Annotated in this window: 29 protein-coding genes; 13 read left to right on the plus strand and 16 right to left on the minus strand. The window is 62.8% G+C overall.

The window, feature by feature from the left end:
* The first annotated feature begins 18 nt into the window (after positions 1 to 18).
* Together M1D43_RS03655 and M1D43_RS03660 are read left to right on the plus strand one after the other, a co-directional pair.
* Positions 19 to 945, plus strand: coding sequence for an ABC transporter ATP-binding protein (locus M1D43_RS03655; protein ID WP_003535323.1), 927 nt, complete (start codon positions 19 to 21; stop codon positions 943 to 945).
* On the plus strand, positions 942 to 1,703 hold the full coding sequence (locus tag M1D43_RS03660; protein ID WP_153313343.1) for an ABC transporter permease: 762 nt from the start codon (positions 942 to 944) through the stop codon (positions 1,701 to 1,703). Before M1D43_RS03655 ends, M1D43_RS03660 begins: the two co-directional genes overlap by 4 nt.
* Before the next feature lie 19 nt (positions 1,704 to 1,722).
* Here the strand turns inward: M1D43_RS03660 and M1D43_RS03665 are convergent, their stop codons facing one another.
* Genes M1D43_RS03665 through M1D43_RS03675 form a run of 3 tightly spaced genes read right to left on the minus strand, consistent with a single transcriptional unit; the run spans position 1,723 to position 3,477 of the window.
* Positions 1,723 to 2,424, minus strand: a complete 702-nt coding sequence (locus M1D43_RS03665) for a TIGR02281 family clan AA aspartic protease (protein WP_010969540.1) — start codon at positions 2,422 to 2,424, stop codon at positions 1,723 to 1,725.
* A complete protein-coding gene (locus M1D43_RS03670; protein WP_003535317.1) occupies positions 2,421 to 2,642 on the minus strand; it encodes a DUF1289 domain-containing protein in 222 nt (73 codons plus the stop codon). The genes M1D43_RS03665 and M1D43_RS03670 overlap by 4 nt, the downstream gene beginning before the upstream one ends.
* Before the next feature lie 46 nt (positions 2,643 to 2,688).
* Positions 2,689 to 3,477, minus strand: a complete 789-nt coding sequence (locus M1D43_RS03675) for an adenosylcobinamide-GDP ribazoletransferase (protein ID WP_153313342.1) — start codon at positions 3,475 to 3,477, stop codon at positions 2,689 to 2,691.
* Between the two features lie 139 nt (positions 3,478 to 3,616).
* On the opposite strand from M1D43_RS03675, the gene cobT reads away from it, so the two are divergent.
* Complete coding sequence (cobT, locus tag M1D43_RS03680; protein ID WP_498814100.1) at positions 3,617 to 4,633, plus strand: nicotinate-nucleotide--dimethylbenzimidazole phosphoribosyltransferase; 1,017 nt, start codon at positions 3,617 to 3,619, stop codon at positions 4,631 to 4,633.
* A gap of 204 nt (positions 4,634 to 4,837) precedes the next feature.
* The gene (locus M1D43_RS03685; protein ID WP_010969538.1) at positions 4,838 to 5,251 is read left to right on the plus strand and encodes a diacylglycerol kinase; all 414 of its coding nucleotides are present in this window, start codon (positions 4,838 to 4,840) and stop codon (positions 5,249 to 5,251) included.
* Positions 5,252 to 5,279: 28 nt separating this feature from the next.
* Here M1D43_RS03685 and M1D43_RS03690 read toward each other — a convergent pair whose 3' ends face one another.
* Positions 5,280 to 6,815, minus strand: coding sequence for a sensor histidine kinase (locus M1D43_RS03690; protein ID WP_127540129.1), 1,536 nt, complete (start codon positions 6,813 to 6,815; stop codon positions 5,280 to 5,282).
* 149 nt (positions 6,816 to 6,964) lie between these two features.
* Between M1D43_RS03690 and M1D43_RS03695 the strand changes: the two genes are divergently transcribed.
* The 3 genes from M1D43_RS03695 to M1D43_RS03705 all read left to right on the plus strand — a co-directional run bounded on the left by M1D43_RS03695 (position 6,965) and on the right by M1D43_RS03705 (position 8,859).
* Positions 6,965 to 7,684 carry a thermonuclease family protein gene (locus tag M1D43_RS03695; RefSeq protein WP_498814194.1) on the plus strand — a complete coding sequence of 240 codons (720 nt, stop codon included), beginning with the start codon at positions 6,965 to 6,967 and terminating at the stop codon, positions 7,682 to 7,684.
* Positions 7,677 to 8,306 carry a uracil-DNA glycosylase family protein gene (locus M1D43_RS03700; protein ID WP_010969535.1) on the plus strand — a complete coding sequence of 210 codons (630 nt, stop codon included), beginning with the start codon at positions 7,677 to 7,679 and terminating at the stop codon, positions 8,304 to 8,306. Before M1D43_RS03695 ends, M1D43_RS03700 begins: the two co-directional genes overlap by 8 nt.
* Before the next feature lie 64 nt (positions 8,307 to 8,370).
* Positions 8,371 to 8,859: an Lrp/AsnC family transcriptional regulator gene (locus tag M1D43_RS03705; RefSeq protein ID WP_003535303.1), complete on the plus strand. Its 489-nt coding sequence runs from the start codon at positions 8,371 to 8,373 to the stop codon at positions 8,857 to 8,859.
* Between the two features lie 44 nt (positions 8,860 to 8,903).
* Here the strand turns inward: M1D43_RS03705 and M1D43_RS03710 are convergent, their stop codons facing one another.
* The 3 genes from M1D43_RS03710 to M1D43_RS03720 all read right to left on the minus strand — a co-directional run bounded on the left by M1D43_RS03710 (position 8,904) and on the right by M1D43_RS03720 (position 11,363).
* Positions 8,904 to 9,602 (minus strand): DNA alkylation repair protein, encoded by a 699-nt coding sequence (locus M1D43_RS03710; protein ID WP_498814101.1) that lies wholly within the window; start codon positions 9,600 to 9,602, stop codon positions 8,904 to 8,906.
* Positions 9,599 to 10,468, minus strand: coding sequence for an NAD(P)-dependent oxidoreductase (locus M1D43_RS03715; RefSeq protein ID WP_153313340.1), 870 nt, complete (start codon positions 10,466 to 10,468; stop codon positions 9,599 to 9,601). Before M1D43_RS03715 ends, M1D43_RS03710 begins: the two co-directional genes overlap by 4 nt.
* Positions 10,469 to 10,535: 67 nt before the next feature.
* Complete coding sequence (locus M1D43_RS03720; RefSeq protein WP_153313339.1) at positions 10,536 to 11,363, minus strand: class I SAM-dependent DNA methyltransferase; 828 nt, start codon at positions 11,361 to 11,363, stop codon at positions 10,536 to 10,538.
* Positions 11,364 to 11,607: 244 nt separating this feature from the next.
* On the opposite strand from M1D43_RS03720, the gene M1D43_RS03725 reads away from it, so the two are divergent.
* Positions 11,608 to 12,333: a DUF2270 domain-containing protein gene (locus tag M1D43_RS03725; protein WP_003535111.1), complete on the plus strand. Its 726-nt coding sequence runs from the start codon at positions 11,608 to 11,610 to the stop codon at positions 12,331 to 12,333.
* 119 nt (positions 12,334 to 12,452) lie between these two features.
* Positions 12,453 to 13,157 carry an SDR family oxidoreductase gene (locus M1D43_RS03730; protein ID WP_003535109.1) on the plus strand — a complete coding sequence of 235 codons (705 nt, stop codon included), beginning with the start codon at positions 12,453 to 12,455 and terminating at the stop codon, positions 13,155 to 13,157.
* 140 nt (positions 13,158 to 13,297) lie between these two features.
* Here M1D43_RS03730 and M1D43_RS03735 read toward each other — a convergent pair whose 3' ends face one another.
* The 4 genes from M1D43_RS03735 to M1D43_RS03750 all read right to left on the minus strand — a co-directional run bounded on the left by M1D43_RS03735 (position 13,298) and on the right by M1D43_RS03750 (position 16,411).
* The gene (locus M1D43_RS03735; RefSeq protein ID WP_003535108.1) at positions 13,298 to 13,564 is read right to left on the minus strand and encodes an usg protein; all 267 of its coding nucleotides are present in this window, start codon (positions 13,562 to 13,564) and stop codon (positions 13,298 to 13,300) included.
* A gap of 171 nt (positions 13,565 to 13,735) precedes the next feature.
* Positions 13,736 to 14,566 (minus strand): ABC transporter permease, encoded by an 831-nt coding sequence (locus M1D43_RS03740; protein ID WP_153313338.1) that lies wholly within the window; start codon positions 14,564 to 14,566, stop codon positions 13,736 to 13,738.
* Positions 14,563 to 15,366, minus strand: coding sequence for an ABC transporter permease (locus tag M1D43_RS03745; protein ID WP_003535103.1), 804 nt, complete (start codon positions 15,364 to 15,366; stop codon positions 14,563 to 14,565). The genes M1D43_RS03740 and M1D43_RS03745 overlap by 4 nt, the downstream gene beginning before the upstream one ends.
* A 262-nt stretch (positions 15,367 to 15,628) precedes the next feature.
* Entirely contained in the window at positions 15,629 to 16,411 is a 783-nt protein-coding gene (locus M1D43_RS03750; RefSeq protein WP_153313337.1) for an ABC transporter substrate-binding protein, read from the minus strand.
* Between the two features lie 405 nt (positions 16,412 to 16,816).
* Between M1D43_RS03750 and M1D43_RS03755 the strand changes: the two genes are divergently transcribed.
* Positions 16,817 to 19,063 carry an OmpA family protein gene (locus tag M1D43_RS03755; RefSeq protein WP_028002988.1) on the plus strand — a complete coding sequence of 749 codons (2,247 nt, stop codon included), beginning with the start codon at positions 16,817 to 16,819 and terminating at the stop codon, positions 19,061 to 19,063.
* A gap of 114 nt (positions 19,064 to 19,177) precedes the next feature.
* On the opposite strand, the gene mobB is transcribed toward M1D43_RS03755, so the two are convergent.
* The 4 genes from mobB to moaA form a co-directional block, all read right to left on the minus strand.
* Entirely contained in the window at positions 19,178 to 19,702 is a 525-nt protein-coding gene (gene mobB / locus M1D43_RS03760; protein ID WP_003535097.1) for a molybdopterin-guanine dinucleotide biosynthesis protein B, read from the minus strand.
* Positions 19,699 to 20,355: a molybdenum cofactor guanylyltransferase MobA gene (mobA, locus tag M1D43_RS03765; protein ID WP_127516888.1), complete on the minus strand. Its 657-nt coding sequence runs from the start codon at positions 20,353 to 20,355 to the stop codon at positions 19,699 to 19,701. Before mobA ends, mobB begins: the two co-directional genes overlap by 4 nt.
* A gap of 15 nt (positions 20,356 to 20,370) precedes the next feature.
* Positions 20,371 to 21,279 (minus strand): DMT family transporter, encoded by a 909-nt coding sequence (locus M1D43_RS03770; RefSeq protein WP_027989271.1) that lies wholly within the window; start codon positions 21,277 to 21,279, stop codon positions 20,371 to 20,373.
* A gap of 238 nt (positions 21,280 to 21,517) precedes the next feature.
* Complete coding sequence (moaA, locus tag M1D43_RS03775) at positions 21,518 to 22,567, minus strand: GTP 3',8-cyclase MoaA (protein ID WP_003535091.1); 1,050 nt, start codon at positions 22,565 to 22,567, stop codon at positions 21,518 to 21,520.
* A 159-nt stretch (positions 22,568 to 22,726) separates the two neighbouring features.
* Here moaA and M1D43_RS03780 point away from each other — a divergent pair, with 159 nt between their 5' ends.
* Complete coding sequence (locus M1D43_RS03780) at positions 22,727 to 23,101, plus strand: gamma-butyrobetaine hydroxylase family protein (protein ID WP_013844515.1); 375 nt, start codon at positions 22,727 to 22,729, stop codon at positions 23,099 to 23,101.
* A 42-nt stretch (positions 23,102 to 23,143) separates the two neighbouring features.
* Here the strand turns inward: M1D43_RS03780 and M1D43_RS03785 are convergent, their stop codons facing one another.
* Entirely contained in the window at positions 23,144 to 23,635 is a 492-nt protein-coding gene (locus tag M1D43_RS03785) for a MarR family winged helix-turn-helix transcriptional regulator (protein WP_027994208.1), read from the minus strand.
* 44 nt (positions 23,636 to 23,679) lie between these two features.
* Between M1D43_RS03785 and M1D43_RS03790 the strand changes: the two genes are divergently transcribed.
* Together M1D43_RS03790 and M1D43_RS03795 are read left to right on the plus strand one after the other, a co-directional pair.
* Complete coding sequence (locus tag M1D43_RS03790; protein WP_153313518.1) at positions 23,680 to 24,597, plus strand: alpha/beta fold hydrolase; 918 nt, start codon at positions 23,680 to 23,682, stop codon at positions 24,595 to 24,597.
* Between the two features lie 96 nt (positions 24,598 to 24,693).
* Positions 24,694 to 25,302 (plus strand): pyridoxamine 5'-phosphate oxidase family protein, encoded by a 609-nt coding sequence (locus M1D43_RS03795; protein ID WP_153313519.1) that lies wholly within the window; start codon positions 24,694 to 24,696, stop codon positions 25,300 to 25,302.
* Positions 25,303 to 25,320 lie beyond the last annotated feature (18 nt).

Raw genomic sequence — 25,320 nt, forward strand, 5'->3', positions numbered from 1 at the left:
CTTCCCCGGATATGTTTCATGGCGCCAATCGTTTCCGTCTCCAATCTGTCGAAGACCTATGCCTCGGGGTTCCAGGCTCTGAAAGGCGTCAGCCTCGACATCGAGGAGGGCGAAATTCTTGCCCTCCTCGGTCCGAACGGCGCCGGCAAGACGACGCTCATCTCGATCGTCTGCGGTATCGTCAATGCGACGGGCGGCAAGGTTACCGTCGGCGGCAACGACGTCGTGCGCGACTTCCGCCAGACGCGGGCGATGATAGGCCTGGTGCCGCAGGAACTGACCACCGATGCATTCGAGACCGTGTGGAACACCGTTTCCTTCTCGCGCGGGCTTCACGGCAAGAAGCCGGATCCGGCGCATATCGAAAAGGTGCTGAAAGACCTCTCGCTCTGGAACAAGAAGGACAGCACGCTGCGCGAGCTTTCCGGCGGCATGAAGCGGCGCGTGCTGATCGCCAAGGCGCTCTCGCACGAGCCGCGCGTCCTTTTCCTCGATGAGCCGACGGCCGGTGTCGACGTCAGCCTGCGCAAGAGCATGTGGGAGGTCGTCCAGCGGCTGCGCGCTTCGGGCGTGACGATCATTCTGACGACGCACTACATCGAGGAAGCGGAGGAGATCGCCGACCGGATCGCGGTGATCAACAGCGGCGAGATACTGCTCGTCGAGGACAAGAATGCGCTGATGACGAAACTCGGACGCAAGCAGCTGCGCGTCGATCTGGCCCAACCTCTGGAGCGGGTTCCCGATTCTCTCGCCTCCTACAATTTGTTGCTTGAGGGCGAAGGCGAACGCCTGATCTATGAATACGACACCAGCGCTGACCGGACGGGCATCACGTCGCTGCTCGCAGCCTTGGCCGAGGCGGGCATTAGGCTCCGGGACATTTCCACGAGGCAGAGTTCGCTCGAGGATATTTTCGTTGAGATCGTGGAGGCGGGACGATGAACATAGAAGCAGTGAAATCCATCTATTTCTTCGAGATGGCGCGCACACGCCGCACGCTTCTGCAAAGCGTGGTGTCGCCCGTCATCTCCACCTCGCTCTATTTTATCGTTTTCGGCGCCGCCATCGGTGGGCGCATCCAGGAAATAGACGGGATTTCCTACGGCGCCTTCATCACGCCCGGGTTGATGATGCTGACGCTTCTGACGCAGTGCATCGGCAACGGCTCATTCGGTATCTATTTCCCGAAGTTTACCGGCACGATCTATGAGGTGCTGTCGTCACCGATATCCATGCTGGAGATTGTGCTCGGCTATGTGGGGGCGGCGGCGACAAAGGGGATGATGATCGGCACGATCATTCTTGTCACGGCCTCGCTGTTCGTCGATCTCAGCATCGCCCATCCCTTCGTGATGCTTTTCTTTTTCGTTCTGACGGCGGTGACCTTCAGCCTGTTCGGTTTCCTGATCGGCATCTGGGCGAAGGATTTCGAGCAGCTCAACCTCATTCCGATGCTGGTGGTCCCGCCGCTCGTCTTCCTCGGCGGCAGCTTCTATTCGATCGACATGCTGCCGTCATTCTGGCGGGCAGTAAGCCACTTCAACCCGGTCCTTTATCTGATCAGCGGCTTCCGATGGAGCTTCTTCGAGATCTCCGACGTAAATCCGCTCGCCAGCGCGGCAATTATTCTCGTCTTTCTCGCCCTCTGCATGTCCGCCCTGACATGGATATTCCGGACCGGGTACAAGCTGCGTAACTGAGGCTGGATCTGCTGGGGGCTCAGTCCCTGAGCCGAAGCTCGTCGCTGCGCATCTGCAGGAAGTCGAGGGTCGAGAGGAAGCTCATGCCGAGCAGGCTGCTGTCGAGTCGCCCCTCGGCCGCGACCATGGCGCGGATATTCGTCCGCCGGATCGGTCCGATGGCGATCTCCGGCAGGATGACCGGGGCCGCAAGTGCCGGCCCGTTCGCGGTCATGACAGTGATCGTGTAGCCGAGATCTGCGACCTCGAGACCGGCCCTGGCCGCGTCCTCATGGGTGAGCACGACACTGCTCGCACCGGTGTCCACAAGCATGCTGACCTCACGCCCGTTGATCGTCGCATCGGCGGCGAAGTGGCCGTCGATCCGCTTGTGCAGCACCACCTCCTGCTGACCCTCGCTGTCGGTGATGACCATTGCCCGGCCGGGCATAAGGCCCGCCAGTACCCGGTCGCCGACGGACTGGAGCTCGAAGCGGTAGACATAGAGTGCAACGAGGACGAGCGCGATCAGCAGCCAGATCGCGATCTGCGTCAGCCCTTCTCCCAGTGTTCGGCGGCTTCTGACGATACCAGCCGCAAAAAGCGTTGCCAGAGCGCCGAGGGCAACGAGCTGCCCGAAGTCGTCGTTGTTCATGCCGAAAGTTCGGCCGGAATCGTGATTGAGGATCAGCAGCACGAGGCCGATGCCGAGTATTGCGAGGAGGATGATCAGTCTGCTCATGCGCCGTTTCGTTCTCGCGCCATGCGCGACCGGCGCGTCTCCCGCCGCGGTTTGCGCTCGACCGTTTCCAGTCGCGCCGGCAAGGCCTGCATGATGCTGTGCCGTTCGGTGTCGGTGTAGAGCGTCCAGGCGCCGATCTCCTGACGTGTGCGCCCGCAGCCGAAACAGTAGCCGGTCCTATCGTCGATCGTGCAGACGAGAATGCAGGGAGATTCCATGATCAGGACAATGCTCTGCTGTTTCGTTCGAAAATATATCGGCCTTTCAGATGGCCAGTGCAAGAGCGCCCAGAACGGCGATCTCCGTGAGTTGCTGGGTGGCGCCGATGGTGTCGCCGGTGTGGCCGCCGAGCTTGCGTGAGGCGATCCGGGTGAAGCCTGGCACGGCAAGGCCGAAAGCGGCGAACGAAAGCAGGACGGCGACGGTCGGGATGCCGGCGAGGTAAAACAGCACGAGCGCGAGGAGAACGCCAGAGCCGAGCGCAACCGATGTCGCCCCCGGCTCGGGAACACCCGCCGAGGCGGCGACCCCGCCGCGGCGGGCAGGGGGGAGGCGGGACCAGTGCCAGACCATCGCGGCGCGGCTCAGCGCAGCGGTGGCCAGCAGCGCAATTCCACCGCCTGTCGGCGTCAGCAGCGGCAGGAAGGCGGCAAGGGCGGAGACGCGAAGGCCGAAGGAAAGGATGAGGGCAACCGCGCCATAGGTACCGATCCGACTGTCCTTCATGATCTCCAGCGCGCTTTCCCGATCGCGCCCGCCGCCGAAACCATCGGCCGTATCCCCAAGGCCGTCCTCATGCAGGGCGCCGGTGACCATCGCCTGCACCGCGACGACGAGGAAGGCGCTGAAGAGCGAGCTCGCGTGAAGCGCGCCCAGAATGAACGCTATCGCGGCGGCAGGAAGGGTGATCAGGATACCCGCAAGCGGGAAGGCGCGCACGGCGCGGCCGAGCCCGCCGTCATAGCCGCGGAAATATCGATCCGGCACGGGAATGCGGCTCAAGAAGGCAACCGACCGTGCGACGTCGTCCCAGAGCTCGCGAACATCTGCCATCTCGTCTCCCGCATCCCGAATCGCCCGGCGTTCCGCGGGATCATGCGAGACGACGGCAATTGGCGCAAATGCCGTTGCCGCGCGCGGCCTCACACTCTATGACGTGCCCCGAACGAGTTTCACATTGCAAGGATGATCCATGAGCGCCAGCGGCCTGCCGTTTGATGATTTCCGCGAACTACTGCGCAATCTGCCTGGGCCGGACACGGCGGCACTCGTTGCGGCGCGCGAGCGTGACGGGCAATTGACGAAGCCGCCCGGCGCTCTCGGGCGCCTCGAGGAAATCGCCTTCTGGCTTGCCGCCTGGACGGGACGTCCGCCGGCGGTCAACCGGCCGCTTGTCGCGATCTTCGCCGGCAATCACGGGGTGACCCGTCAGGGAGTGACGCCCTTTCCCGCTTCGGTGACGGCGCAGATGGTCGAGAACTTCGCCGCCGGCGGTGCTGCCATCAACCAGATCTGCGTAGCACACGACCTCGGCCTCAAGGTCTTCGATCTGGCGCTCGATTATCCGACCGGCGATATCACCGAGGAACCGGCTCTCTCGGAGCGTGACTGCGCCGCCACCATGGCTTTCGGCATGGAAGCGATCGCCGGAGGCACGGATCTGCTGTGCATCGGCGAGATGGGCATCGGCAACACCACGATCGCAGCCGCCATCAATCTCGGCCTCTATGGCGGCACGGCAGGGGAATGGGTCGGCCCCGGCACCGGTTCGGAAGGCGAGGTGCTCATGCGCAAGATCGCTGCTGTCGAAAAGGCCGTTGCGCTGCACCGCGACCACTTGTCCGATCCGCTCGAAGTCATGCGGCGGCTTGGCGGCCGCGAGATCGCGGCGATGGCGGGCGCAATTCTCGCCGCGCGGATGCAGAAGGTGCCCGTCATCATCGACGGCTACGTCGCGACCGCGGCCGCGGCGATCCTCAAGGCCGCCAACCCGGCGGCGCTCGACCATTGCCTGATCGGCCATGTTTCAAGCGAGCCCGGTCACATGCGGGCGATCGAGAAACTCGGCAAGACACCGCTCCTGGCTCTCGGCATGCGGCTTGGCGAAGGCACGGGTGCGGCTCTTGCAGCAGGCATCGTCAAGGCGGCGGCTGCCTGCCACAGCGGCATGGCGACCTTTGCGCAGGCCGGCGTAAGCAACAAGGAGTAGGGCACGCTCCGGCGCTTGCTGTCGATTGGCCGTCATGCGTGCTATGCTCGTGCCGTGCAGCTATTGATGCGCGGCGGCTTCTCGCATATCCGGGAAGCGCCGGGTCATCGGTTCGGGTGGCCTCGCAATGCGGCATTGGTGCCGCCTTTGATTCGCCTCAATAGGAACGTCGAAGCTGTGCCCTCTCCCAACCCGCGAGACGAAATGGACGCCAAGAACACTACCTCCCGCAACGGCACCGCCGCGCCGGTCCACAAGCATCGTGGTATCCGGCATCTTTTCGCGGCGGCCAGCTATTCCTTCGGCGGTGCGAAACGCCTGATCGGCGAGGCGGCATTCAGGCACGAACTCATCGCCTTCGCGGTCGCGATGGTCGCGTTCATGATCGTCGGCGCGAACCTGTTCCAGTACGTCGCGATGGCAATCCTGTTTCTGCTGATGATGGCCTTCGAGGCGATCAACACCGCGATCGAGGAGATCGTCGACCGCGTCTCGCCGGAGATCTCCGAAATGGGCAGGAACGCAAAGGATCTCGGCTCCTTCGCGTGCCTTTGCCTCATTCTCGCCAATGCGGCCTATGCGCTGTACGTGATATTTCTCGCTCGCTTCCTGGGCTGACCAGCAACGCGGCGGCGCATGCAGATGATCAGGCAAAGCTCCTTCGCCGTCGGGTGAGGGAAGGGACGTCCTCGACCGGGGGCAAGCTCTGCAGTACGCGACGCGGCGGCAGGATGGCGATCGCCTCGGTGCCTTCCCGGAGTTTCGAGCGCAGGATGAACTGGCCGCCATGCTTGGCGAGGATCGCCTGGACGATCGGCAGTCCGAGGCCGGTACCCTGTTCGGCGCTCTTGATGGCGATCGAACCCTGGCCGAAGGCGGAAAGGACGATCGGGATTTCCTCTTCCGGAATGCCGGGGCCGTTGTCCCTGATCGAAAGATATTGTCCGCCGCCGGCGGTCCAGCCGACCTTCACGCTGACCTCACCGCCCGACGGGGTGAACTTGACGGCATTCGAAAGAAGGTTGAGCGTCACCTGGCGCATGGCCTTCTCGTCCGCCCAGACAGACGGCATCGCCTGTTCGAACTGATGGCCGATGGTTATGTTCTTGCCGCGAGCGCGGAGCTGAACCATGCCGATGCAATCCTCGACGATCTCTGCCAGGTTTACCGCATCCTCGCTGAGCTCGTACTTGCCGGCTTCGATACGCGAAAGATCGAGAATTTCGTTGATGAGATTCAAGAGGTGCTCGCCGGAGCGATGGATGTCCAGCGTGTATTCCTTGTAGGTCGGGTTGCTGAGCGGCCCGAGTACCTCTGTCGACATGACCTCTGAGAAGCCGAGGATGGCATTGAGCGGTGTGCGCAGCTCATGCGACATCGAGGCTAGGAAACGGGACTTGGCGAGGTTCGCTTCTTCCGCGCGGCGGCGAGCCTCGTCCGACATGGACTTCGCCACCTCGAGTTCGGCGATGAGATCGTCCTTTTCGGACTGTACCGAGAGAATATGGACGTTGGCGCGGTTCATCCTGTCGGTCATGAACGCCAGGAAGACGAGCGAGAGCGCCAGAATGCCCGTGAGGCCGATATCGATCGCGTCACCGGTCCTGAGTGAGGAGAAGCCGAGCGCGGCCAGGACCGGCAGAAACGTGTAGTAGAGGGCGTTGCGCAACAGGAAAGTGCCCATGGCGGTGACCGCAAGGGCAATGAAGAGCACCGTTCCCTCGAAGAGTCCGGAAGCGATCTCGCCGCAGGACGCACAGTCCGGGAGCGTGAAGATCGCCCAGCACAGGCCGGTCAGCATCTGGCTTGCGAGGAAGCGGCGGCGCCAGACGGACACTTTTTCGGTGACGACATCCTCGCGCTTGGCCTTTCGCGCGAGAAAGATGGTGACCGCATGCGCCGAAAGCGCCAACAAGGCCCAGGCGAGAATATGCGGGTCGCCAGAGAGGTAGATGCCGCTGGCGGCGATCAGGATCACGAGGAGAGGCAGGGCCATCGCGCCGTGGAGCACGGACTCGATGTGGAGCAGGAGCATTTCCCGTTCGAAGCCGGACGGTGCCGATGTGCCGGTCTGCAGCCGCTGACGCGTCGCGCGAACGGTCTTCGAAACAGCCTTGTTTCGATGGCTCCGCGACTTGTCCACGATGATCTTGTCGGTCGATGTGCTGGCGGCGATGCTCATGCTTCTGGTCAGGATTGGGTTCAGCTTGCACTCTAGGATGCAATCCTTAAGAAGTTGCTGCCCCCATGAAGGATTCGACAACCATTGTGGCGCGATTGCGGTTTTCGAGGTCGGAACGCGGGCAGGAACAACACGAGGAGGCGCTGGGCGTGAAGTCGCAGAACCGCAGATTTCGGATTGTCGGCGGCAGCGGCGCAGGCCCGGGCTCTGCTGGAAGGCGCTTTGGCTTCGGTCGCTCCGGAGTTCCCGCGCGGCGAAAAAGGCCGTCCGGCAGCGGCGGCATGGCCGGCGGGTGGATCTTCCTGGTCCCGCTCGGTATCGGCGCCTATATAGCCGCGCAGCTGCCCGCGCCGGAACGCCCCGTGACCGGCGAGTTGAGCGGCCCGGCGTCGGCGAGCGATGGCGACAGCCTGCGGCTCGACGGGCGCCGCATACGCATCGAAGGCATCGATGCCCCGGAGATCGGTCAGATGTGCCGACGCGGGGAAACCGCGTGGGACTGCGGCGCGCAGGCGCGGCGACGGTTGGTTGCTCTCGTCGCGGGAACAACAACCGTCTGCCGGCTCCATGGCCGCGATCGCTATGGCCGGGAACTGGGTGTCTGCGCGGCTGGCGGGGCCGACCTCGGAAGAGAGATGGTCCTCTCCGGTCATGCGGTCAGCTATGGGCTCTACCGTGACGAAGAGGAAACGGCGCGAACCGGCCGGCTGGGTCTCTGGGGAGGCGATTTCGTGAGGCCGCAGGAATGGCGGCGTTCGAACGGCGGTGCGGAGGAGGCCCCGCACCGGGCGGGTGACTGGCTGGAGATCATTATCCAATGGCTTCAGGAGCATTCGAGCGCGATCATGGCGAGGATCGGCGGTGACTGAGGAGCAGCTGCAGGCGTTGCGGGCGGCGATCTCGGTCTGTCGCCGGTGCCGTGACGAGCCGGCGCGCGGCGAAGGCCACCGGCTGCCGCACGAGCCGAGGCCGGTGGCGGTGCTTTCCGCGTCGGCTCGGATTCTGATCGCCGGGCAGGCGCCCGGCCTGCGGGTCCATGAAAGCGGTCTTCCCTTCAACGATGCTTCGGGCGATCGGCTGCGGCAATGGCTGTCGGTGGACCGGGCGGCATTCTACGATCAGCGAAACTTCGCGATCGTGCCGATGGGTTTCTGTTTTCCGGGCTACGACAGACACGGCAGCGACCTGCCGCCGAGAAGCGAATGTGCGCCGCTGTGGCGGCAGAGGGCGATGGACGCGATGCCGCAGATCGAGCTGGTGCTGGCGGTCGGCCATTACGCGCAGCGCTGGCATCTCGGAACGGACTGTCCGAAATCCATGACGGAGACCGTGCGCAACTGGCAACGCTACGCGAAACGCAATTCCGGCATCTCCGTATTGCCGCTGCCGCATCCGAGCTGGCGCAATACCGGCTGGCTCCGGCGTCATCCCTGGTTCGAGGCCGAGCTGCTGCCCTTCCTGCGTGAACGGGTGCAGGCGCTGACGATCTGAAACAATTTTCTTTATTTTCATAAATCCCGCGCTATAGAGGGAAAAATATTCGAGAGGACTTTCCATGGATCGCCTAGACCGCAAGATCCTGCGGCTTTTGCAGGAAGACTCGACCTTGGCCGTAGCCGACCTCGCAAAGAAGGTCGGGCTTTCCACCACGCCTTGCTGGCGGCGCATCCAGAAGATGGAAGAGGAGGGCGTGATCCGCCGCCGTGTCGCGCTTCTCGATCCGGTGAAGGTCAACACCAAGGTCACCGTATTCGTGTCGGTGCGCACCAATTCGCATTCCATGGAGTGGCTGCGGCGGTTTTCCGAAGTCGTGGCGGATTTTCCGGAAGTGGTGGAATTCTACCGTATGAGCGGCGACGTGGATTATCTCCTGCGCGTGGTCGTTCCGGATATCGCGGCCTATGATGCCTTCTACAAGCGTCTGATCGCCAAGATCGAGATCCGCGACGTTTCCTCGGCCTTCGCCATGGAGCAGATCAAATATACGACGCAGCTGCCGCTCGATTACATGGTCATCGACCAGGCAAAATCGAGCGAGGATTAGAAGGCCGGGTGGTTATCCCCCGGTCAAGCCCGGGTAGGCGACCTTCATGCGGGAAGCCCCAGTCGCTGGCGGACCTTGCCGTTCGTCAATTCGCGCAGCGCGTCCTTGCCCGTCCATCGCGCCGTGCGGTCCGTGCTGGCCGCGAGCTTTTGCCCGAGCGCCAGGGCCGGGCCGTGGCAGGCGGGGTTGCGCTTGCCGATCTGCCTGAGTGCCCAGTTGACCGACTTCTTCACGAAGTTGCGCTCGTCGGCCGCATGAGTCTCGATCAGCGGCAGCCAGGCAAGCAGCGTCGAATCCGGCTCCTTCTTGAGATGCACGGCGGCTGTTGCGATCATCGCGAAGGCCAGGCGGCGGACGAATTCCCGCTCATCGGCGGCGAATTCAGGAATGATGACTTGCTCGAGGCGCGCTGCGACGAAGAGGTCGGCAACGGTATCGACCACTTCCCAGGAGTTGCAGGCATTCGCCCATTGCCGCGCTTCAGCGAGCGTCAGCGCCTTCGGGTCCGCGGTGAACGCTGCCAGCAGGCGTGCTTCGCGGATGCCGGAGGTCCAGAGGTCGAGGGCGCGGGCGTGGTCGGTCTTTACCAGGCGGGCGACGCGGCGAAGCTGGACGTTCGAAAGCCCCAGGGCGGTTTCGGTCGCAATGCCGAAGCGCGCCATGCCGGCGATGTTCGCGTCCGAGCCGAGGGCGCGGAGGTGTTCGATGATCTCTTCCGCCGTCGACGCCGGACCAGGCGTCATTTTTCGAGGCGGGCCAGCAGGGAAGACGTATCCCAGCGATTGCCGCCGAGCGCCTGGATGTCGCCGTAGAACTGGTCGACGAGGGCGGTCACCGGAAGCTTGGCGCCGTTGTGCCGGGCCTCGGCGAGGACGATATCCAGATCCTTGCGCATCCAGTCGACCGCGAAGCCGAAGTCATACTTGCCTTCGTTCATGGTCTTGTGGCGATTTTCCATCTGCCAGGAACCGGCCGCTCCCTTGGAGATGACCTCGATCACCTTCTCGATGTCGAGCCCTGCTTTCTTGCCGAAATGGATTCCCTCTGCGAGCCCCTGGACGAGCCCTGCGATACAGATCTGATTGATCATCTTGGTGAGTTGGCCGGCGCCGGCGGGGCCCATCAAACCGACCATCCGGGCATAGGCTTCGATGACGGGCTTGGCCTTGTCGAAGGCTCCCGCATCGCCCCCGCACATGACGGTGAGCACGCCGTTTTCCGCTCCGGCCTGTCCGCCGGAGACCGGCGCGTCGATGAAATGCGCACCCTTCGCCGCCGCCGCCGCATAGAGCTCGCGCGCAACCGCGGCCGATGCCGTCGTGTTGTCGATGAAGACCGACCCGGGTGCCATCGTTTCGAAGGCACCGTTCTCTCCCGTGGTGACGGAGCGGAGGTCGTCGTCGTTGCCGACGCAGGCGAAGACGAAATCCTGGTCCTTGGCCGCCTCGGCCGGCGTTGCCGCGGTCCGGCCGCCGAATGCCGCTGCCCATTGCTCCGCCTTGGCGGCGGTCCGGTTATAGACCGTGACATCGTGCCCGCCGCGGGCCTTGAGATGACCGGCCATCGGGTATCCCATTACGCCGAGACCGATGAATGCGACTTTGGCCATTTCCTTGAGACTCCGTTTGCGATGGCATGTTCCGCCCGACGATAGCCGCGGTCGCAGCAGCCTTCAATCAGGGTTTGAAGCGGGCGATCACCAATTGGCCGGCAATCGGCTCGCCTTCCTCCATGCGCACCGTGATGTCGGTGATGTCGACGATCTCGAACCCGGTCGCCGCCAGGCGTTCGCGCAGGTAGGTTTCCGAGTGGGCGAAGCGCTGGTGCGGTCCGACGGCGAAGCCTTGCCCCGCCGGAGTCTCGTCCGGCAGGCTCTCGCTCGAGAAGATCAGGAGCCCGCCCGGCACCATGTTGTCAACCGCGCCGAAGAACAGCGGCTCCAATGCGCCGATATAGGGCAGGACGTCGGTTGCGGCGATCAGGTTGAACGGTTCGTCGTCATTGTCGTCGAGAAAATCGACCGCCTCTGCAACATAGAGCGTCTCGTAGAGGTCCTTCTCATGGGCGATCTCCACCATGTTTTCCGAAAGGTCCACGCCGGTTATGTCTTCCGCCATGTCGCGCAGCGCACCTCCGGTCAGCCCGGTGCCGCAGCCAAGATCGAGGACGCGCTTGAACGGTCCGAGCCCGAGCGCCTGAATCCGCTGGCGCACGAGCAGTGGCACGCAATAGTGGAGCTGGTCGACGAGAACATTGTCGAAGACGTCGGCGTGCTGATCGAAGAGCGTTGCCACATAGGCGTCCGAAGCCTTGAGCGGCGTCTCGCCGCGGCCCATCGATGCCAGCCGAACGGCGGCACCGCCGTGGTCCTCCGGGTCGATTTCCAGAACTTCCCGATAGGCGGCGGCGGCCGCGTCGAAATGCCCGGACTTCTCCAAGGCAAGCGCGCGGTTATAGGCCTCTGCGAGGGCTTCCTCGTCGATCTTCTTGATTTTCTGCGTCATGGGCGCTTCTTACGACCCCCGGCGGCCTTTGACAATCGCCGGTCGCGGCCGTTCCTGTAAGTGGCCCCCGATTCCTGCGGAGTCATAAGATCTCGCGGCGCGAGGGAGGGTCTCCCGAGTGAGCAGAATAATGGGAACAATCGCCTGCGGCAAAGATTTTGACCAGGTCGGGGCGCGCGGCATTTAACCTTGATCGAAAAGGAGTCATCATTCCTAAAAGAATGAAAAATCCGGAGGAATGCCGATGTCTGCCGAATTGAGCCCGTTGACATTGGAAACGGAGATACCGGAGCGGCAAACGCCGCCTCTGCCGCAGACACCGCAGGAGACGATCAACGCGATCATCCACTATTATCGCGGCGAAATCGGGCGGATGGCCGGTTGGCGGGACCGCATAGACCGAACATCGAACTGGGCGATCACCGTGGTCGCAGCGATGCTTTCGGTTTCGCTCTCGACGCCGTCGTCCCATCACGGTGTCCTTCTCTTCGCCATGCTGCTCATCAGCCTGTTGCTGCTGATCGAAGCGCGGCGTTACCGTTTCTTCGACGTTTATCGTGCCCGCGTGCGCCAGATGGAACGCGGCTACTTCGCGCAGATCTTGTGCCCTGAAGGCACGCCGAGCTTCAGATGGTCGGTGTCGGTCGCCAAGAGCCTGCGCCAGCCGGCTTTCCTGATGGGCTACAGGGAGGCCCTCTGCCGGCGGTTGCAGCGCAATTATTGCTGGATGTACCTGATCCTGCTCCTGGCATGGGCACTGAAGATTTCCTCCCCGAAGATTTCGAGCACGGGAGAGCCCTTCGGCCATGTCCGTTCCTGGGCCGATGTTGCCGAGAACGCCGCTCTCGGTCCGGTGCCGGGCGTTGCCGTGGCGATTGGCGTCGCGCTCTTCTATGCGGTCGTGCTCTACGGTTCCCTCCACAGGGCGACAGGCGCCGGCGAATTGGCTCATGGCGAGGTTCATGTCTGAGACGCTGCGTGCGCCGCTGCGCCGCATTGCTGATGCCGCCTTCAGAAATTCTCATTTGATGCCGGCGCGCAGGCCTGCTTCAACTGCGCTTCTCTCGGTCATGCCAAAAGGAGCACAAGATGAGCGAACAGAAGGTGGCGATCGTCACGGCCGGCGGTTCCGGCATGGGGGCCGGGGCGGCACGGCGGATGGCGGCAGAGGGCTACAGGGTTGCAATCCTTTCTTCGTCCGGCAAGGGCGAGGCGCTCGCAAAGGAACTCGGCGGTATCGGCGTCACCGGATCGAATCAGTCGAACGACGATCTGAAGCGGCTCGTCGATACGGCCTATGACGCCTGGGGGCGCGTGGACGCGCTGATCAATTCGGCAGGCCATGGCCCGCGGGCTCCGGTGCTCGAACTCACCGACGAGGAATGGCACCGGGGGATGGATGTCTATTTCCTCAATGTCGTGCGGCCGACCCGGCTGGTGACGCCGATCATGGTGGAGCAGAAATCCGGCAGCATCGTCAATATTTCCACCTACGCTGCCTTTGAACCCGACCCATTGTTTCCAACGTCGGGGGTCTTCCGTTCCGGGCTTGCGGCTTTCACCAAACTCTTTGCCGACCGGTATGCCGCCGACAATATCCGCATGAACAATGTTCTGCCCGGCTTTATCGACAGTCTGCCTGAAACGGAGGAACGCCGTCGGCGGATTCCGATGGGACGCTACGGCGCATCGGAGGAGGTGGCCGAGTTGATCGCGCTGCTCGCAAGCGACCGCGGAGGCTATATCACCGGCCAGAACATCCGTATCGACGGCGGCATCACCCGATCCGTCTGACCCATCCGACAACGACGTGCACCGGAACCTGGAGCAGGATGAGGAAAAGTGTGTGCGGTTTTCCGCCCGCATCCCGCTCCAATTTCTTGAATCGATCACGTTCATGTTTTTAGGTCGACCCGACCTGAAAACATCGTGATCTAGTGGACGATAAACTCTCCCTTGAGAGCCCGCCATTCGGACGCCGAGATCAACTTCCGGTGCACATAGCGTACCGAATGCAGCGGGCCGTCCAGCTTCTCCTGCCAGAATTTGAGGAAGCTGTGCATTTCCGGAAAGTCCGGCGCGATGTCGTAGTGTTGCCAGATGTATGTCTGCAGGAAAGCCGGGTGGTCGGGCATCCGATAAAGTATCTGAGCCGTCGTCAGCCCGTAACCCTTGAGCTGCAGTTCCATGTCGTTCGTCATGCGGACCTCACTTTTCACAAAGGTTGGTCTCTATGATGGAGCGCTTGATTGCTTAATCAAGCCTTAATGTAGGTGAATAAAGCGAGAAATCGCTTACAAAAACAATCGCTTGGCAGCATATGACGGCGAGTGCTGCCAAGCTACAGGAATACGGCCTGCGGCCAAACGCGTTTAGCGCTTCAGATGGCGGGTCAGGCGGGCTTCCAGCCAGCCCCAGATGTTGCGCAGCAATTCCACCATCAGCAGATAAAGGATCGCCGCCCAGATATACATCTGGTAGTCGAAGGTCCGGGAGAAAGCGCGCCGCGTCTCACCCATGAGATCGAAGACCGTGACGATCGCCACGATTGCCGAGCCCTTGATCATCAGGATGATTTCGTTGCCGTAGGGGCGCAGCGCTACGATCATCGCCTGGGGCAGAATGACCTTGAAGAAGGCTACGCGCTCCGGCAGGCCGAGCGCGGCCGCCCCCTCGCGCTGGCCGCGCGGCACGCTTTCGATGGCGCCGCGCAGGATTTCCGCCTGATAGGCGGCGGTGTTCAGAGTGAAGGTGAAGAGCGCGCAGTTCCAGGCATCGCGGAAGAACCACCACAGTCCAACGGTTTCGAGCTGCGGACGGAAGCTGCCGAGCCCGTAATAGATGAGGAAGAGCTGGGTGATGAGCGGCGTGCCGCGGAAGAAATAGACATAGGCATAGGCGACCCAGCCCCAGAGCCTGTTTTTCGACATGCGCCCGAGCGCCACGGGCAGCGAAAGGACGGCGCCCATGAGAATCGACGAGATGACGAGTGTCAGCGTTACTCCGAGGCCGGAGAGGAAACTCGGTCCGTAGCGGGAGAATTTTTCCGGGTCCCAGCCATTGACGACCGTCAGGAAGATGCCGACGCCGAGCGCCAGCCAGATGCCGAGCGCAACGCTGCCGAAAAAGCGCGAGAAGGTGTAGGGCTTCGGCGGGGAGGGCGGCGGCGCCTGCGGCGGGATCATGGTCTCGGCAATGCTCATCGGCCCGCCTCCGCGCGTTTGGTCGAGCGCTCGAGCGCCGAGAATACGACGGAGGAAATCATCGCCAGGACGAGGAAGAGAACGCAGGCGATGCCGAAGAACTCGAAGGCATGCTTGGTGACGCGCGCCGCGATCCCGGTTTGCCGGAGAATGTCCGGAAGGCCGATGACCGAGACAAGGGCGGTATCCTTGAGCAGCGCCATCCAGAGATTGCCGAGGCCGGGCAGCGCGATTCGGATGAGCTGCGGCAGGATGATGAGGCGCATCGTCTTGCCCCGGTGCAGCCCGAGCGCGTCACCGGCTTCGTACTGCCCGTGAGGAATGGCCTTGAAGGCCGAAAGCAGCACCTCGGAGCAATAGGCCGAAAAGACCACTCCGAGTGCGATCATTCCCGCTACGAAGGCATTGATCTCGACCGCTCCCTCATAGCCGACCGTCGCGAGGAACTGTTGAACCAGGATCTGCAGGCCGTAATAGACGATGAAAAGCGTGAGGAGTTCCGGCAGGCCCCGAAAAATCGTCGTATAGATGTTGCCCGCCAGTCGCAGGGACTTTTCCTCCGATTGCTTGGCGAGCGCGACGAAGAAGCCGATGACCAAGCCCACCGGAAGCGTTGCGACCGCGAGACTGGCGGTGACCAGGAAGCCATAGGCGATTTCATCGCCCCAACCCGCGTCTCCGCATGCAAGTAGCGTTCCCGAGCCGAACCAGCGAAAGATCCCCGCGGGACCGCATAGCGGATCGATGATCGCACCGATCCAGGCGAGACCGGCGGAAAGGGCGGCAAACAGTCCGCTCATGCCAATAATTCCCCGTACCGTTTTTGGCGTCTACTGCATGTTTGCTGTAATCGTAAATAACCAAACGATAAACCATGCAGCAACTTAAAGGGTTACAGCCGCCTTTGCGCACCTATAGGACGCGAGACGCTGTAGACGCTTATTTTCGAGATTCCTTGTCAAACAAAAACGGCGGAAGGGCAAGCCCGTCCGCCGTTGCATTTTTCTCATCAACCGAGATTTTCCCGGCATTAAAGCCGGATACTCGCAGGAAACGCTGCGATTAGCTGCCGTAGACGTCGAAGGGGAAGTACTTTTCGTTGATTTGCTTGTACTTGCCGTTCGCGCGGATGGCCTCTATCGCCTTGTTGAGCTTTTCGCGCAGCGCATCGTCGCCCTTACGGATTGCGATGCCGGCGCCCTCGCCATTGATGACGGGATCGATGGGCAGGGTGCCGAGCAGCTTGCAGCAGGCGCCGTCTTCGGTCTTCAGCCATTCGGAGAGCACGACGACGTCGTCGATGGCTGCGTCGATGCGGCCGTTTGCGAGGTCGAGCTTGTATTCATCCGCGGTCGGATAGAGCTTCACCTCCGACTCCTTCATATGCGCTTCCGCGTAGTTGGAGTGAGTGGTCGAGCCCTGCGCGCCCAGCGCCTTGCCGGAAAGGGCCGCTGCGGTTGCCTCGGTTATCGGTGAATCCTTCGGCACCACGATAGCCGGTGGCGTGTTGTAGTATTTGTTGGTGAAATCGACCTGCTGCTTACGCTCTTCGGTAATCGACATCGACGCGACGATAGCATCGAACTTCTTGGCGACCAGCGCCGGGATGATGCCGTCCCAATCCTGCGTCACGAAGGTACATTCGGCCTTCATCTCTTCGCAAAGCGCCTTCGCGATGTCGATGTCGAAGCCGGTCAGCGTGCCGTCCGACTCGAGATTGTTGAAGGGCGGGTAGGCGCCTTCGGTACCGATCACGACCTTCTCGCCCTCTGCCATGGCAACGCCGGCCATAAGCACGAAAACGGCAGCCGATGCGGTGGCTGCAAGCCGTCTGGAAATACGCATGATGTCCTCTCTGTTGGCTCGGCATCCGGTTCTTCTTGTTTCGCGGATGCCAATTGGCGCCGGGGCTTCAAGCCGCCGGTTGCGGCGATATTCGTACGGTTTTCCTGCAAAAATCAACTGGAAAGCTTTGCTTCCCACTGTTCGACGCGAATCATGTCCTTCGATCGTCGCAGAAGTTGCGCGCGAAGATGAACGGGCCGTTCAGGACCGGTTAATGTCGGCTTCTATAGGCCTTGCAGCGGAACCGATCCGCGGCTGCAGCGTTGCGGCTACGGCATTTCGGCCGAGGCAAAAAAGGCCGGGACCGCGGATCATGGCCCTGTGACGAGGGCGTCATGGTGGGCGAGGCGATTGGAGTCGCGGTTGCACACCAGCGTCAGGACCTCCGAACAAGAGGAAGAAACAATGTCGATACGATCCAGACTTTTCGCAACAGTGGCCTTGCCCGTTCTTTCGGCGTCCCTGATGATCCAGCCGGCCTTCGCTGACAGCCTGACCGCTCCGTTCGAAGTCGCTCAGGAAGGAGAGGGCCAACCGTCGCCCGAGGAGCTGTTGCTGAAGCGGAAGCAGCGCCAGGCCGAGGAGGAATCACAGGGGCAGGCGGAAGAGCAACAGCCGCAGGCCGAGGAGCAGCAAACACCGCGCAAGAAGCGCCAGCAGCAGGCTGAAGAGCAGCCGGCAGCCGAAGAGAGTGCTCCGCAGCAGGCCGAAGAAGAGGCTCCGCGGCGCAAAAAGCGCCAGCAGCAGGCTGAAGAGCAACCGGCAGCCGAAGAGAGCGCTCCGCAGCAGGCCGAAGAAGAGGCTCCCCGGCGCAAGAAGCGCCAGCAGCAGGCTGAAGAGCAGCCGGCAGCCGAAGAGAGCGCTCCGCAGCAGGCCGAAGAAGAGGCCCCCCGGCGCAAGAAGCGCCAGCAGCAGGCTGAAGAGCAGCCCGCGGCCGAAGAGAGCGCTCCGCAGCAGGCCGAAGAAGAGGCCCCCCGGCGCAAGAAGCGCCAGCAGCAGGCCGAAGAGCAGCCGGCAGCCGAAGAGAGCGCTCCGCAGCAGGCCGAAGAAGAGGCCCCCGCGCGCAAGAAGCGTCAGCAGCAGGCCGAAGAGCAGCAGCCCGCAGCCGAGGAGGGCGCGCCGCAGCAGGCCGAGGAACAGGAGCCTACCCGCAAGAGACGCCAGCAACAGGCCGAGGAGCAGCAGCAGACGGACGAGCAGAAAGCCGCCGAGCAGCCGGGTGCCGAACCTGAGGGCGGCACGACCGCTGAGCAGCCCGCTACGGAGGCGCCGGCCGAACAGACGGGCGAGGGCGAGCAGCAGCCGGTGCCTGGCGCGGAACCACCCGCAACTGCAGAACAGCAGGGTGAGCAGCCCGCCGGCCAACCGGCTCCCGAAGTCGTCGATGAGCGCTCGACGGAAGAAAGGCAGAAGATCGCAGAGGATCCCGCAGCCTCGGATGATACCGTCGTGCTTCCCGTCGAGAGGGGCGCAGCCGTCCTCGACAGCGACAAGGACGCCGACATCGCAGGCGGCAACCAGTCGCGCGAGACCCGACGCAAGCAGCGCGAGGAACTGCGTGCCAAGCAGGAGAGCGTAGAAGTACCGACCGACGATGCGTCGGCACAGGCGGCGATCCCGGCCGAAGCCAGGGAAGAAATTCCGCAGAAGATCGAGGCTGTGCTCAGCGAAGAGGGCGAGCGCGTCGAAGAGGCTCCGACCTTTACAGTGCCGCAGACGACCAACATCATCAACAACACCGTCATAAACAACACGGTGAACAACACGACCGTCAATAACACCACCGAGAACAATGTGACGGAGGTGAGGGTTGTCGAAGAGGTCGACGATCGTGTCATCCTCGGCGTCGGCGATCGCATCTTCGTGCGCGGTGACGACCGGCCGCGTCTGCGCAGGAATTCGGAAGAGAGTTTCTACGAGACTCTTCCGCGGGGCCGCGTCCGCGAGACGATCGTCCGCCCCGGCGGCTATCGGATCGTCACCATCTACAACGAGTACGGAGACATCCTGACGCGCACGCGCGTCGATCGCGGCGGCGAGGAATATGTCATGATGTACGCGCCGGAATATGAAGAAGACCGGCCTACTATCGTCGACGTGGGTTACGATCTGCCGCCGATGCGCCTGTCGATACCGGTGGACGAATATATCGTCGACGTCGCCGAGGATCCCGACCGGGATTACTACGAGTTCCTGTCCGAACCCCCGGTCGAGCCGGTCGAACGCGTCTACACCATCGATGAGGTGCGTCACTCCGCCCGCCTGCGCGACAAGGTTCGCCGTATCGATCTCGACACCATCACCTTCGCGACGGGAAGCGCCGAGGTATCGATGTCGCAGGCGAAGACCATGCGCAACGTCGCGGAGGCAATGAACAAGGTCCTTGAGAAGGATCCGGGTGAAACCTTCTTCATCGAGGGTCACACGGATGCCGTTGGCGCCGACCAGTCCAACCTGGTCCTCTCCGACGAGCGTGCCGAGTCCGTCGCAGTGCTCCTGACCGAGGTCTATGGCATCCCGGCCGAAAACCTCGTCACCCAGGGCTATGGCGAGCGGTTCCTCAAGATCCGCACGGATGGGCCGGAGCAGGAGAACCGCCGCGTCACCATTCGCCGCGTGACACCGCTGGTGCGCCCTGTAGCGCAGCGGTAGGGGCAACGAAGCATGCGAACTGACATCGGGGCCGGGAAACCGGCCCCGATTATTTGTGCGTTCTACAGCCCGCCTGTGTGCGCTTGTCTTGGATGGCTGCCGTCCACTCGACCGTCAGTCACGCAGTCCCGTGACCTTCTCGACGAAATCGGCGATCGCCTGCGTGTCGTCCAGGTCGAATACGGGGAGCCCGGTGTCCGCGACCGGGTGATCGGCAGCGATGGCCATGATATGCGGATCGCTCGGAGCGAGCGGTTCGCGATGGGCCGATTCCTCGCGGCGCGCCTCGATTTTCGGGACAGGCTCGCGCTTGTAGCCTTCGATCAGTACCAGGTCGCAGGGGGCAAGACGCGACAAGATCTCTTCGAATGTGGGCTCCGGCGCCCCACGCAATTCATGCATGATTGCGAAGCGCGTCGATGAAACGATCGTTACCTCATGCGCGCCGGCCTCGCGGTGGCGGTAGCTGTCGGCGCCGACCTTGTCGATGTCGAAGTCGTGATGCGCGTGCTTGATCGTAGAGACCATATAGCCGCGCCGGGTCATTTCGCTGACAAGACGGACCATCAGGCCGGTCTTCCCGGAATTCTTCCAGCCGGCGATTCCGAAAATCTTCGGTGGGCGCAAGGGGTCGTTCATGGTTCGCGATCCTCCAGATAGGGCAACCAGGCCTCAGCCTGCCGAAGCTCTTCGGGGGTGTTGATGTTGAAGAAAGGGTCCAGCGGTCCGGCCGCCGTCGGGATCAGGGGAAACTCTACCGCTGCCGATTCGTGCCGCGCAATGAAGGCACGGACGCGCCGCTTTTCGTCCGCATGAATCCACGCCTCAAGATCATCGGCGAGCGCGACGGGCCAGAGCGCGAAAAGCGGATGCATCTCACCGGCCGAGAAAGCGACGGCGATTTCACCCCCGGACGTGATGGCGGTCTTCAGCCGGGCGGCAAGGCTCTTGGGAAAGAGGGGCGTGTCGACCGGCACGGTGAGCACATGGCTAGCCCCCGGTGACTTGCGCACAGTATGGCGCATGGCGGCCAGAATGCCGGCCAGCGGGCCGACGAATCCGGGTATCGTGTCCGGCACGACCTCGAGACCAAACGCAGAAGCAGGATCCGGATCGGCATTCAGATTGATGGCGATGCCGGCGACCTGTGGCCGGAGGCGCTCGATCACGCGCGTAAGCATGCTCCTGCCCCCGAGCAAGAGTCCTGCCTTCGGGCGCCCCATGCGCGAAGAAAGTCCGCCGGCGAGGATGACTGCCGGAGGGAATGTGGCATGGGAGGGGGCGCCTGTCATCGAGAACGTCCTCAGCTATTCCAGGGGGCCGCCGAGTGCGCGCTGCGCGACCGCCTGCCGGCCGCGCTTGCTCTCGCGATAGAAAGTATAAAGGCCGGAACCGATGATGATGGCGACGCCCGCCAGCATCCAGCGGTCCGGCGTCTCTGCGAAAAAGACGACCCCGAGGGTGACCGACCAGAGAAGGCTCATGTAGCGGAATGGCGCAATGACGGAGATCTCGCCCTCGCGCATCGCGAGTACGATCGTCTGATAGCCGAGCATCAGAAGCACGCTGGCGCCGGCGATGTGGCTGAGAGACGTCGCAGACATCGGTTGCCAGCCACCGAGCGGGACGATGAGGGCCGCACCGACCAGCGTCGTCACGAGTGAGGTCGTCACGGTGATGTACAGCGACGGCACGTCGGTGCCGATGCGGCGGGTGCAGAGGTCGCGGGTCGCGGTGCAGAAGACGCAAGCGACGACGGTGAGGGCCGCCGCGGTGAAGCCCTCGGGACCAGGGCGCAATACGATGAGGACGCCGGCGAAGCCTACGACGATCGCCGCCCACCGCCGCCAGCCGACGGGCTCGCCGAGAAACAGCGCGGCGCCGAGCGTGACCGCCAGCGGAAGTGCCTGCATGATCGCCGAAGCGTTGGCGAGCGGGATCTGGCCGAGCGCGGAGATATAGGTCACCGATGCAAGCGCCTCCATGGCGATGCGCAGCAGTATGGCCGGCCTGAAGATCGTCCGAACCGGCCGGAAGGCGCCGAAGCGGTATGCGACTACGACCACCATCAGCGTCGTCAGCAATCCGCGCATGAACATGATCTGGCCTGTATTCATGACGCCGGTGACCGATTTTACCAGCGCATCGTTGCAGGCGAACCCGATCATTGCGAGGCACATGAAGACGATGCCGCGGAAATTGGCTGACGAGCGCATTCTCATTCCTGATAGCTTGTGGCCGAACGGCGCGAGCCTTCCCGGCATGGCGAATCCCTACTGCATGTTCCTTAAATCCTATCCGATTAAAGGACAAAAACATCCAGCAGATCAAAGATCTGAGCGCTTCAAAACCGGTGCGATAGGAGATGTGACATAGAGCCGAGCAAGGCATTGCCGCTTGTTCCTTCGCCCCGCTTGCGGGGAGAAGGTGCCGGCAGGCGGATGAGGGGCAGGCTCACCCCCCGGTGACGCTCATGTGGCGGGCGACGGCGGGGCGGTTGTGCTCGCGGTCGATGATGAAGTCGTGGCCCTTCGGCTTGCGGCCGATCGCCTCGTCGATGACCTGCGCGAGATAGGCGTCGTCGTCGGTGGCGCGCAATGCGGCGCGCAGATCGGCGGCGTCGTTCTGGCCGAGGCACATATAGAGCGTGCCGGTGCAGGTCAGCCGGACGCGATTGCAGCTTTCGCAGAAATTGTGCGTGAGCGGCGTGATCAGGCCGAGGCGGCCGCCGGTCTCCGCGACCTCGACGTAGCGCGCCGGGCCGCCGGTGCGGTAGGGGATGTCGCTGAGCGTGAAGTCGGCCTCGAGCCGCCTGCGCATCTCCGAGAGCGGCAGGTAATGGTCGGTCCTGTCCTCGTCCACTTCGCCCATAGGCATGGTCTCGATCAGCGTCAGATCCATGCCGCGGCCATGCGCCCAGCGCATCAGTTCCGGTATCTCGGCGTCGTTGAAGTCCTTGAGGGCGACCGCATTGATCTTCACCTTCAATCCGGCTGCCAACGCCGCATCGATGCCTTCGAGCACCCTTGCCAATTCGCCCCAGCGGGTGATCTGGCGGAACTTGTCGGGGTCGAGCGTGTCGAGCGAGACATTGATCCGCCGCACGCCGCAATCGACGAGTTCGGCGGCAAATTTGGAAAGCTGCGATCCGTTGGTGGTGAGTGTCAGTTCATCCAGCCGTCCCGCTTCGATCTCCTTGCCGAGTTCGCGAATGAGGAACATGATGTTCTTACGCACCAGCGGCTCCCCGCCGGTGAGCCTCAGCTTGCGCACGCCCTTGGCAATGAAGGCGGAACAGAGGCGCTGGAGTTCCTCCAGCGTCAACAGGTCCTTCTTCGGCAGGAAGGTCATGTGTTCCGCCATGCAATAGGTGCAGCGGAAGTCGCAGCGGTCGGTGACCGAGACGCGCAGATAGGTGACCGCGCGACCGAATGGATCGACCATCGGGGCAGTCGTGGTGTCGAGCGGTCTGGCGTCGGTCTGGTCTATAGCGGCCGTGTTCAAGTCTTTTCTCCCTGCGCATTCAATGTCGTGGTCAAAAAGGGTCGCGTCAAGGCGCATCCTGTCGCAAACTGTTTCAAATATCTGGAAAGCCGTCTGCGGACGATTTCCGGCCGTTCAATTCTGCTTTACTTGAACGGGGACGAACACGGAGCAATGACGATGAGCGTATTCTGGCCCACCGAACTGCGGATATCTAGGGATCGCCACCGCCTGTCCGTTACCTTCGACGACGGCGCGGCCTTCGACCTTTCCGCGGAACTCCTGCGGGTCCTCTCGCCCTCGGCAGAGGTGCAAGGACATGGCCCCGGCCAGCGGGTGACGGTCCCGGGCAAGCGCAACGTCCAGATCATCTCGGTCCAGCCGACGGGAAATTACGCGGTGCGAATCGGTTTCGACGATTCGCACGACACCGGCATCTACACCTGGACCTATCTGCGAGAGCTCGGCGAGAAAGGCGAAGAGCTGTTCAAGGCCTATGAGCAGGAACTCGCCGACAAGGGTATGTCGCGCGACAAGCCCGAAAAGCCGCGCTGACGTCTGGCAGCGTCCGGTAACCGCCGACCGGGGAAGCCTCGTTCAGCCTCCCGCCGCCAACTCATCGTCCTTGAGCAAGGTGGCGATGATCCGCTCCATCGACTCGGCGACCTTGACGCAGTCCTCGATCGGCTCCCCGCCGTGCGAACTCTCGATGAGCGCCGTCTGAATTTCCATTGCCTCCTCGGTCAAGGTCCTTCCTGCTGAGGTCAGCGACAGACGCAACACGCGTTTGTCTCTTGCGTCGCCCCGCCTTTCGATGAGGCCGCGCTTTTCGAGCTGCGGCAGCAGCATGCTCATGTTTGAGCGGCCGACGAGCAGCTTGCGTGCAAGCTCCTGCTGGGTGATGCCGTCGAAACGGTAGAGATTGACCAGGATGTCCAGGTGCGGCGGCTTCACATCGAGATGGGTCAGCCGCCGCGTCAATGTCTGCTGCATCAGCTGACAGGCGCGGGCAACGGCGATCCAACTTCGAAAACGAGGATGATCCCAGGGAAAGTGGTGGCTTTCGATCTGTGCTTGCTTTTTGTTCATCGTTGTACAATTATGTTCATGGTTGAACATTAGAAAGCGCCACTATGCCATCCTTTGCGATCAAGGTCATCCGTCTATCGCTGAAGGCCGTTTCCGCGTTTTCGGCCGACAAGGCGGGCAAGTCCGCATTCTGGATATTCTGCCGCACCCCGAGCCGGAAGCCAAAAAACGGCAAGGAGGCGGCGCTGCTCAAAGCGGCAGTCCCGATCATGCAACGATCGCGGAAGGTCACGTTGTCCTTTGCGGGCGGCTGGGCTGCCGCTCGGCATTTCGAACGGCGGATGGGCGGCCGCGGGCCGCGGGTACTGGTCGCGCACGGCTGGGGATCTCGCAGCGACTATCTGGCAACGCTGATCGACGGGCTGCTCTCCTCGGGCGCTGAGGTGGTGGCGCTCGACTTGCCGGGACATGGAGCGTCGCCCGGGCGGACGCTGACCATGCCGCAAGCGGTGAGGGCGATCGATGCGGCGTGGCGCCATTTCGACGGATTCGATGTCGGTATAGGCCATTCCTTCGGCGGCGCGAGCCTTGCTTGCGCGGCCGGGGCAGTGCTCTGCGATGTACCGGCGCGCGTTCCCGGGAAACTGGTCCTGATCGGTGCGCCAAGCGAAATGACATGGCTCTTCAGGGGCTTCGGCCGGACGTTGGGGCTCGCGCCGAAGGCGCAGGCAGCTTTCGAGGGCATGGTGGAGCGGCTCTCCGGGCGTCGCATTGAGGGTTTCGATGCCACCCGCATCCTGGCGGCACTCCGCAAGCCGGTTCTGGTCATCCATGCCGAGGATGACAAGGAGGTCCCGGCCGATCACGCGCGCCGCTACGGCGCCGTCGGGCCAAATGTAGAATTGCACTGGGCGAACGGTCTCGGGCATCGCCGCATCGTTTCCGCCGCTCCGGTCATCGAGAAGATCACGGAATTCCTCTGGGAGCGCAGGAAAGAGGCTCCCATGTCAAAAATCGCCTGATGGCGTCATCAGGCCGTCATGCTATTCCTCGAAACGGGCGCGCAGAGATCGCGATTTTCGGCGTGACAGCCGTAGCACCGTTGCAGGAGGGATGAGATGACGATTATCGGAACGGTCGAGGAGTTGCAGGCGCTCTATGGCGGAACGAGCGAGGCATCGATCGTCAAGGTAACGAGTGCACTGACGGCCGAATACAGGGAAATGATCGAAGCGTCGCCCTTCGCAGCGCTCGCCACCGTTGGTCCTGAGGGACTCGACTGTTCGCCGCGGGGCGACGATCAATGCGTCGTCCGCATCGCGGACGACAAGACCGTGCTGTTGCCCGACTGGCGCGGTAACAACCGGGTGGACTCGCTTGCCAATATCGTGCGCGATCCGAGAGTGGCGCTGCTCTTCCTCGTGCCCGGATCGAATACGACCATCCGCATCAACGGCACCGCCGTCGTCAGCGTCGACCCTGCCTTGACCGGTTCCTTCGAGGTCGATGGGAAGCATCCGCGCAGCGTCATCGTGGTCACGATCGGCGAGGTCTATTTCCAATGCGCCCGGGCCCTGATCCGTTCGCAGCTCTGGAATGCGGAGCGCTTCGCCGATGCGGCCTCGCTGCCGACGCCGGGCGCGTTGCTGAAAGCTGCCAAGGCCGATTTCGACAAGGAAAGCTACGACCGGGAATGGCCCGGCCGCGCCGCGAAGACGATGTGGTAGGCGGCCGCGGCGGCGGCA

Source organism: Ensifer sp. R1-3 (genome assembly GCF_056739175.1).

Bases quoted from the DNA above. Each gene is read 5' to 3' on its own strand.
- M1D43_RS03655 (WP_003535323.1), top strand. From the start codon at position 19: ATGGCGCCAATCGTTTCCGTCTCCAATCTGTCGAAGACCTATGCCTCG.
- M1D43_RS03660 (WP_153313343.1), top strand. From the start codon at position 942: ATGAACATAGAAGCAGTGAAATCCATCTATTTCTTCGAGATGGCGCGC.
- M1D43_RS03665 (WP_010969540.1), bottom strand. From the start codon at position 2,424: ATGAGCAGACTGATCATCCTCCTCGCAATACTCGGCATCGGCCTCGTG.
- M1D43_RS03670 (WP_003535317.1), bottom strand. From the start codon at position 2,642: ATGGAATCTCCCTGCATTCTCGTCTGCACGATCGACGATAGGACCGGC.
- M1D43_RS03675 (WP_153313342.1), bottom strand. From the start codon at position 3,477: ATGGCAGATGTTCGCGAGCTCTGGGACGACGTCGCACGGTCGGTTGCC.
- cobT (WP_498814100.1), top strand. From the start codon at position 3,617: ATGAGCGCCAGCGGCCTGCCGTTTGATGATTTCCGCGAACTACTGCGC.
- M1D43_RS03685 (WP_010969538.1), top strand. From the start codon at position 4,838: ATGGACGCCAAGAACACTACCTCCCGCAACGGCACCGCCGCGCCGGTC.
- M1D43_RS03690 (WP_127540129.1), bottom strand. From the start codon at position 6,815: ATGAGCATCGCCGCCAGCACATCGACCGACAAGATCATCGTGGACAAG.
- M1D43_RS03705 (WP_003535303.1), top strand. From the start codon at position 8,371: ATGGATCGCCTAGACCGCAAGATCCTGCGGCTTTTGCAGGAAGACTCG.
- M1D43_RS03710 (WP_498814101.1), bottom strand. From the start codon at position 9,602: ATGACGCCTGGTCCGGCGTCGACGGCGGAAGAGATCATCGAACACCTC.
- M1D43_RS03715 (WP_153313340.1), bottom strand. From the start codon at position 10,468: ATGGCCAAAGTCGCATTCATCGGTCTCGGCGTAATGGGATACCCGATG.
- M1D43_RS03720 (WP_153313339.1), bottom strand. From the start codon at position 11,363: ATGACGCAGAAAATCAAGAAGATCGACGAGGAAGCCCTCGCAGAGGCC.
- M1D43_RS03725 (WP_003535111.1), top strand. From the start codon at position 11,608: ATGTCTGCCGAATTGAGCCCGTTGACATTGGAAACGGAGATACCGGAG.
- M1D43_RS03730 (WP_003535109.1), top strand. From the start codon at position 12,453: ATGAGCGAACAGAAGGTGGCGATCGTCACGGCCGGCGGTTCCGGCATG.
- M1D43_RS03735 (WP_003535108.1), bottom strand. From the start codon at position 13,564: ATGACGAACGACATGGAACTGCAGCTCAAGGGTTACGGGCTGACGACG.
- M1D43_RS03740 (WP_153313338.1), bottom strand. From the start codon at position 14,566: ATGAGCATTGCCGAGACCATGATCCCGCCGCAGGCGCCGCCGCCCTCC.
- M1D43_RS03745 (WP_003535103.1), bottom strand. From the start codon at position 15,366: ATGAGCGGACTGTTTGCCGCCCTTTCCGCCGGTCTCGCCTGGATCGGT.
- M1D43_RS03750 (WP_153313337.1), bottom strand. From the start codon at position 16,411: ATGCGTATTTCCAGACGGCTTGCAGCCACCGCATCGGCTGCCGTTTTC.
- M1D43_RS03755 (WP_028002988.1), top strand. From the start codon at position 16,817: ATGTCGATACGATCCAGACTTTTCGCAACAGTGGCCTTGCCCGTTCTT.
- mobB (WP_003535097.1), bottom strand. From the start codon at position 19,702: ATGAACGACCCCTTGCGCCCACCGAAGATTTTCGGAATCGCCGGCTGG.
- mobA (WP_127516888.1), bottom strand. From the start codon at position 20,355: ATGACAGGCGCCCCCTCCCATGCCACATTCCCTCCGGCAGTCATCCTC.
- M1D43_RS03770 (WP_027989271.1), bottom strand. From the start codon at position 21,279: ATGCGCTCGTCAGCCAATTTCCGCGGCATCGTCTTCATGTGCCTCGCA.
- M1D43_RS03780 (WP_013844515.1), top strand. From the start codon at position 22,727: ATGAGCGTATTCTGGCCCACCGAACTGCGGATATCTAGGGATCGCCAC.
- M1D43_RS03785 (WP_027994208.1), bottom strand. From the start codon at position 23,635: ATGAACAAAAAGCAAGCACAGATCGAAAGCCACCACTTTCCCTGGGAT.
- M1D43_RS03790 (WP_153313518.1), top strand. From the start codon at position 23,680: ATGCCATCCTTTGCGATCAAGGTCATCCGTCTATCGCTGAAGGCCGTT.
- M1D43_RS03795 (WP_153313519.1), top strand. From the start codon at position 24,694: ATGACGATTATCGGAACGGTCGAGGAGTTGCAGGCGCTCTATGGCGGA.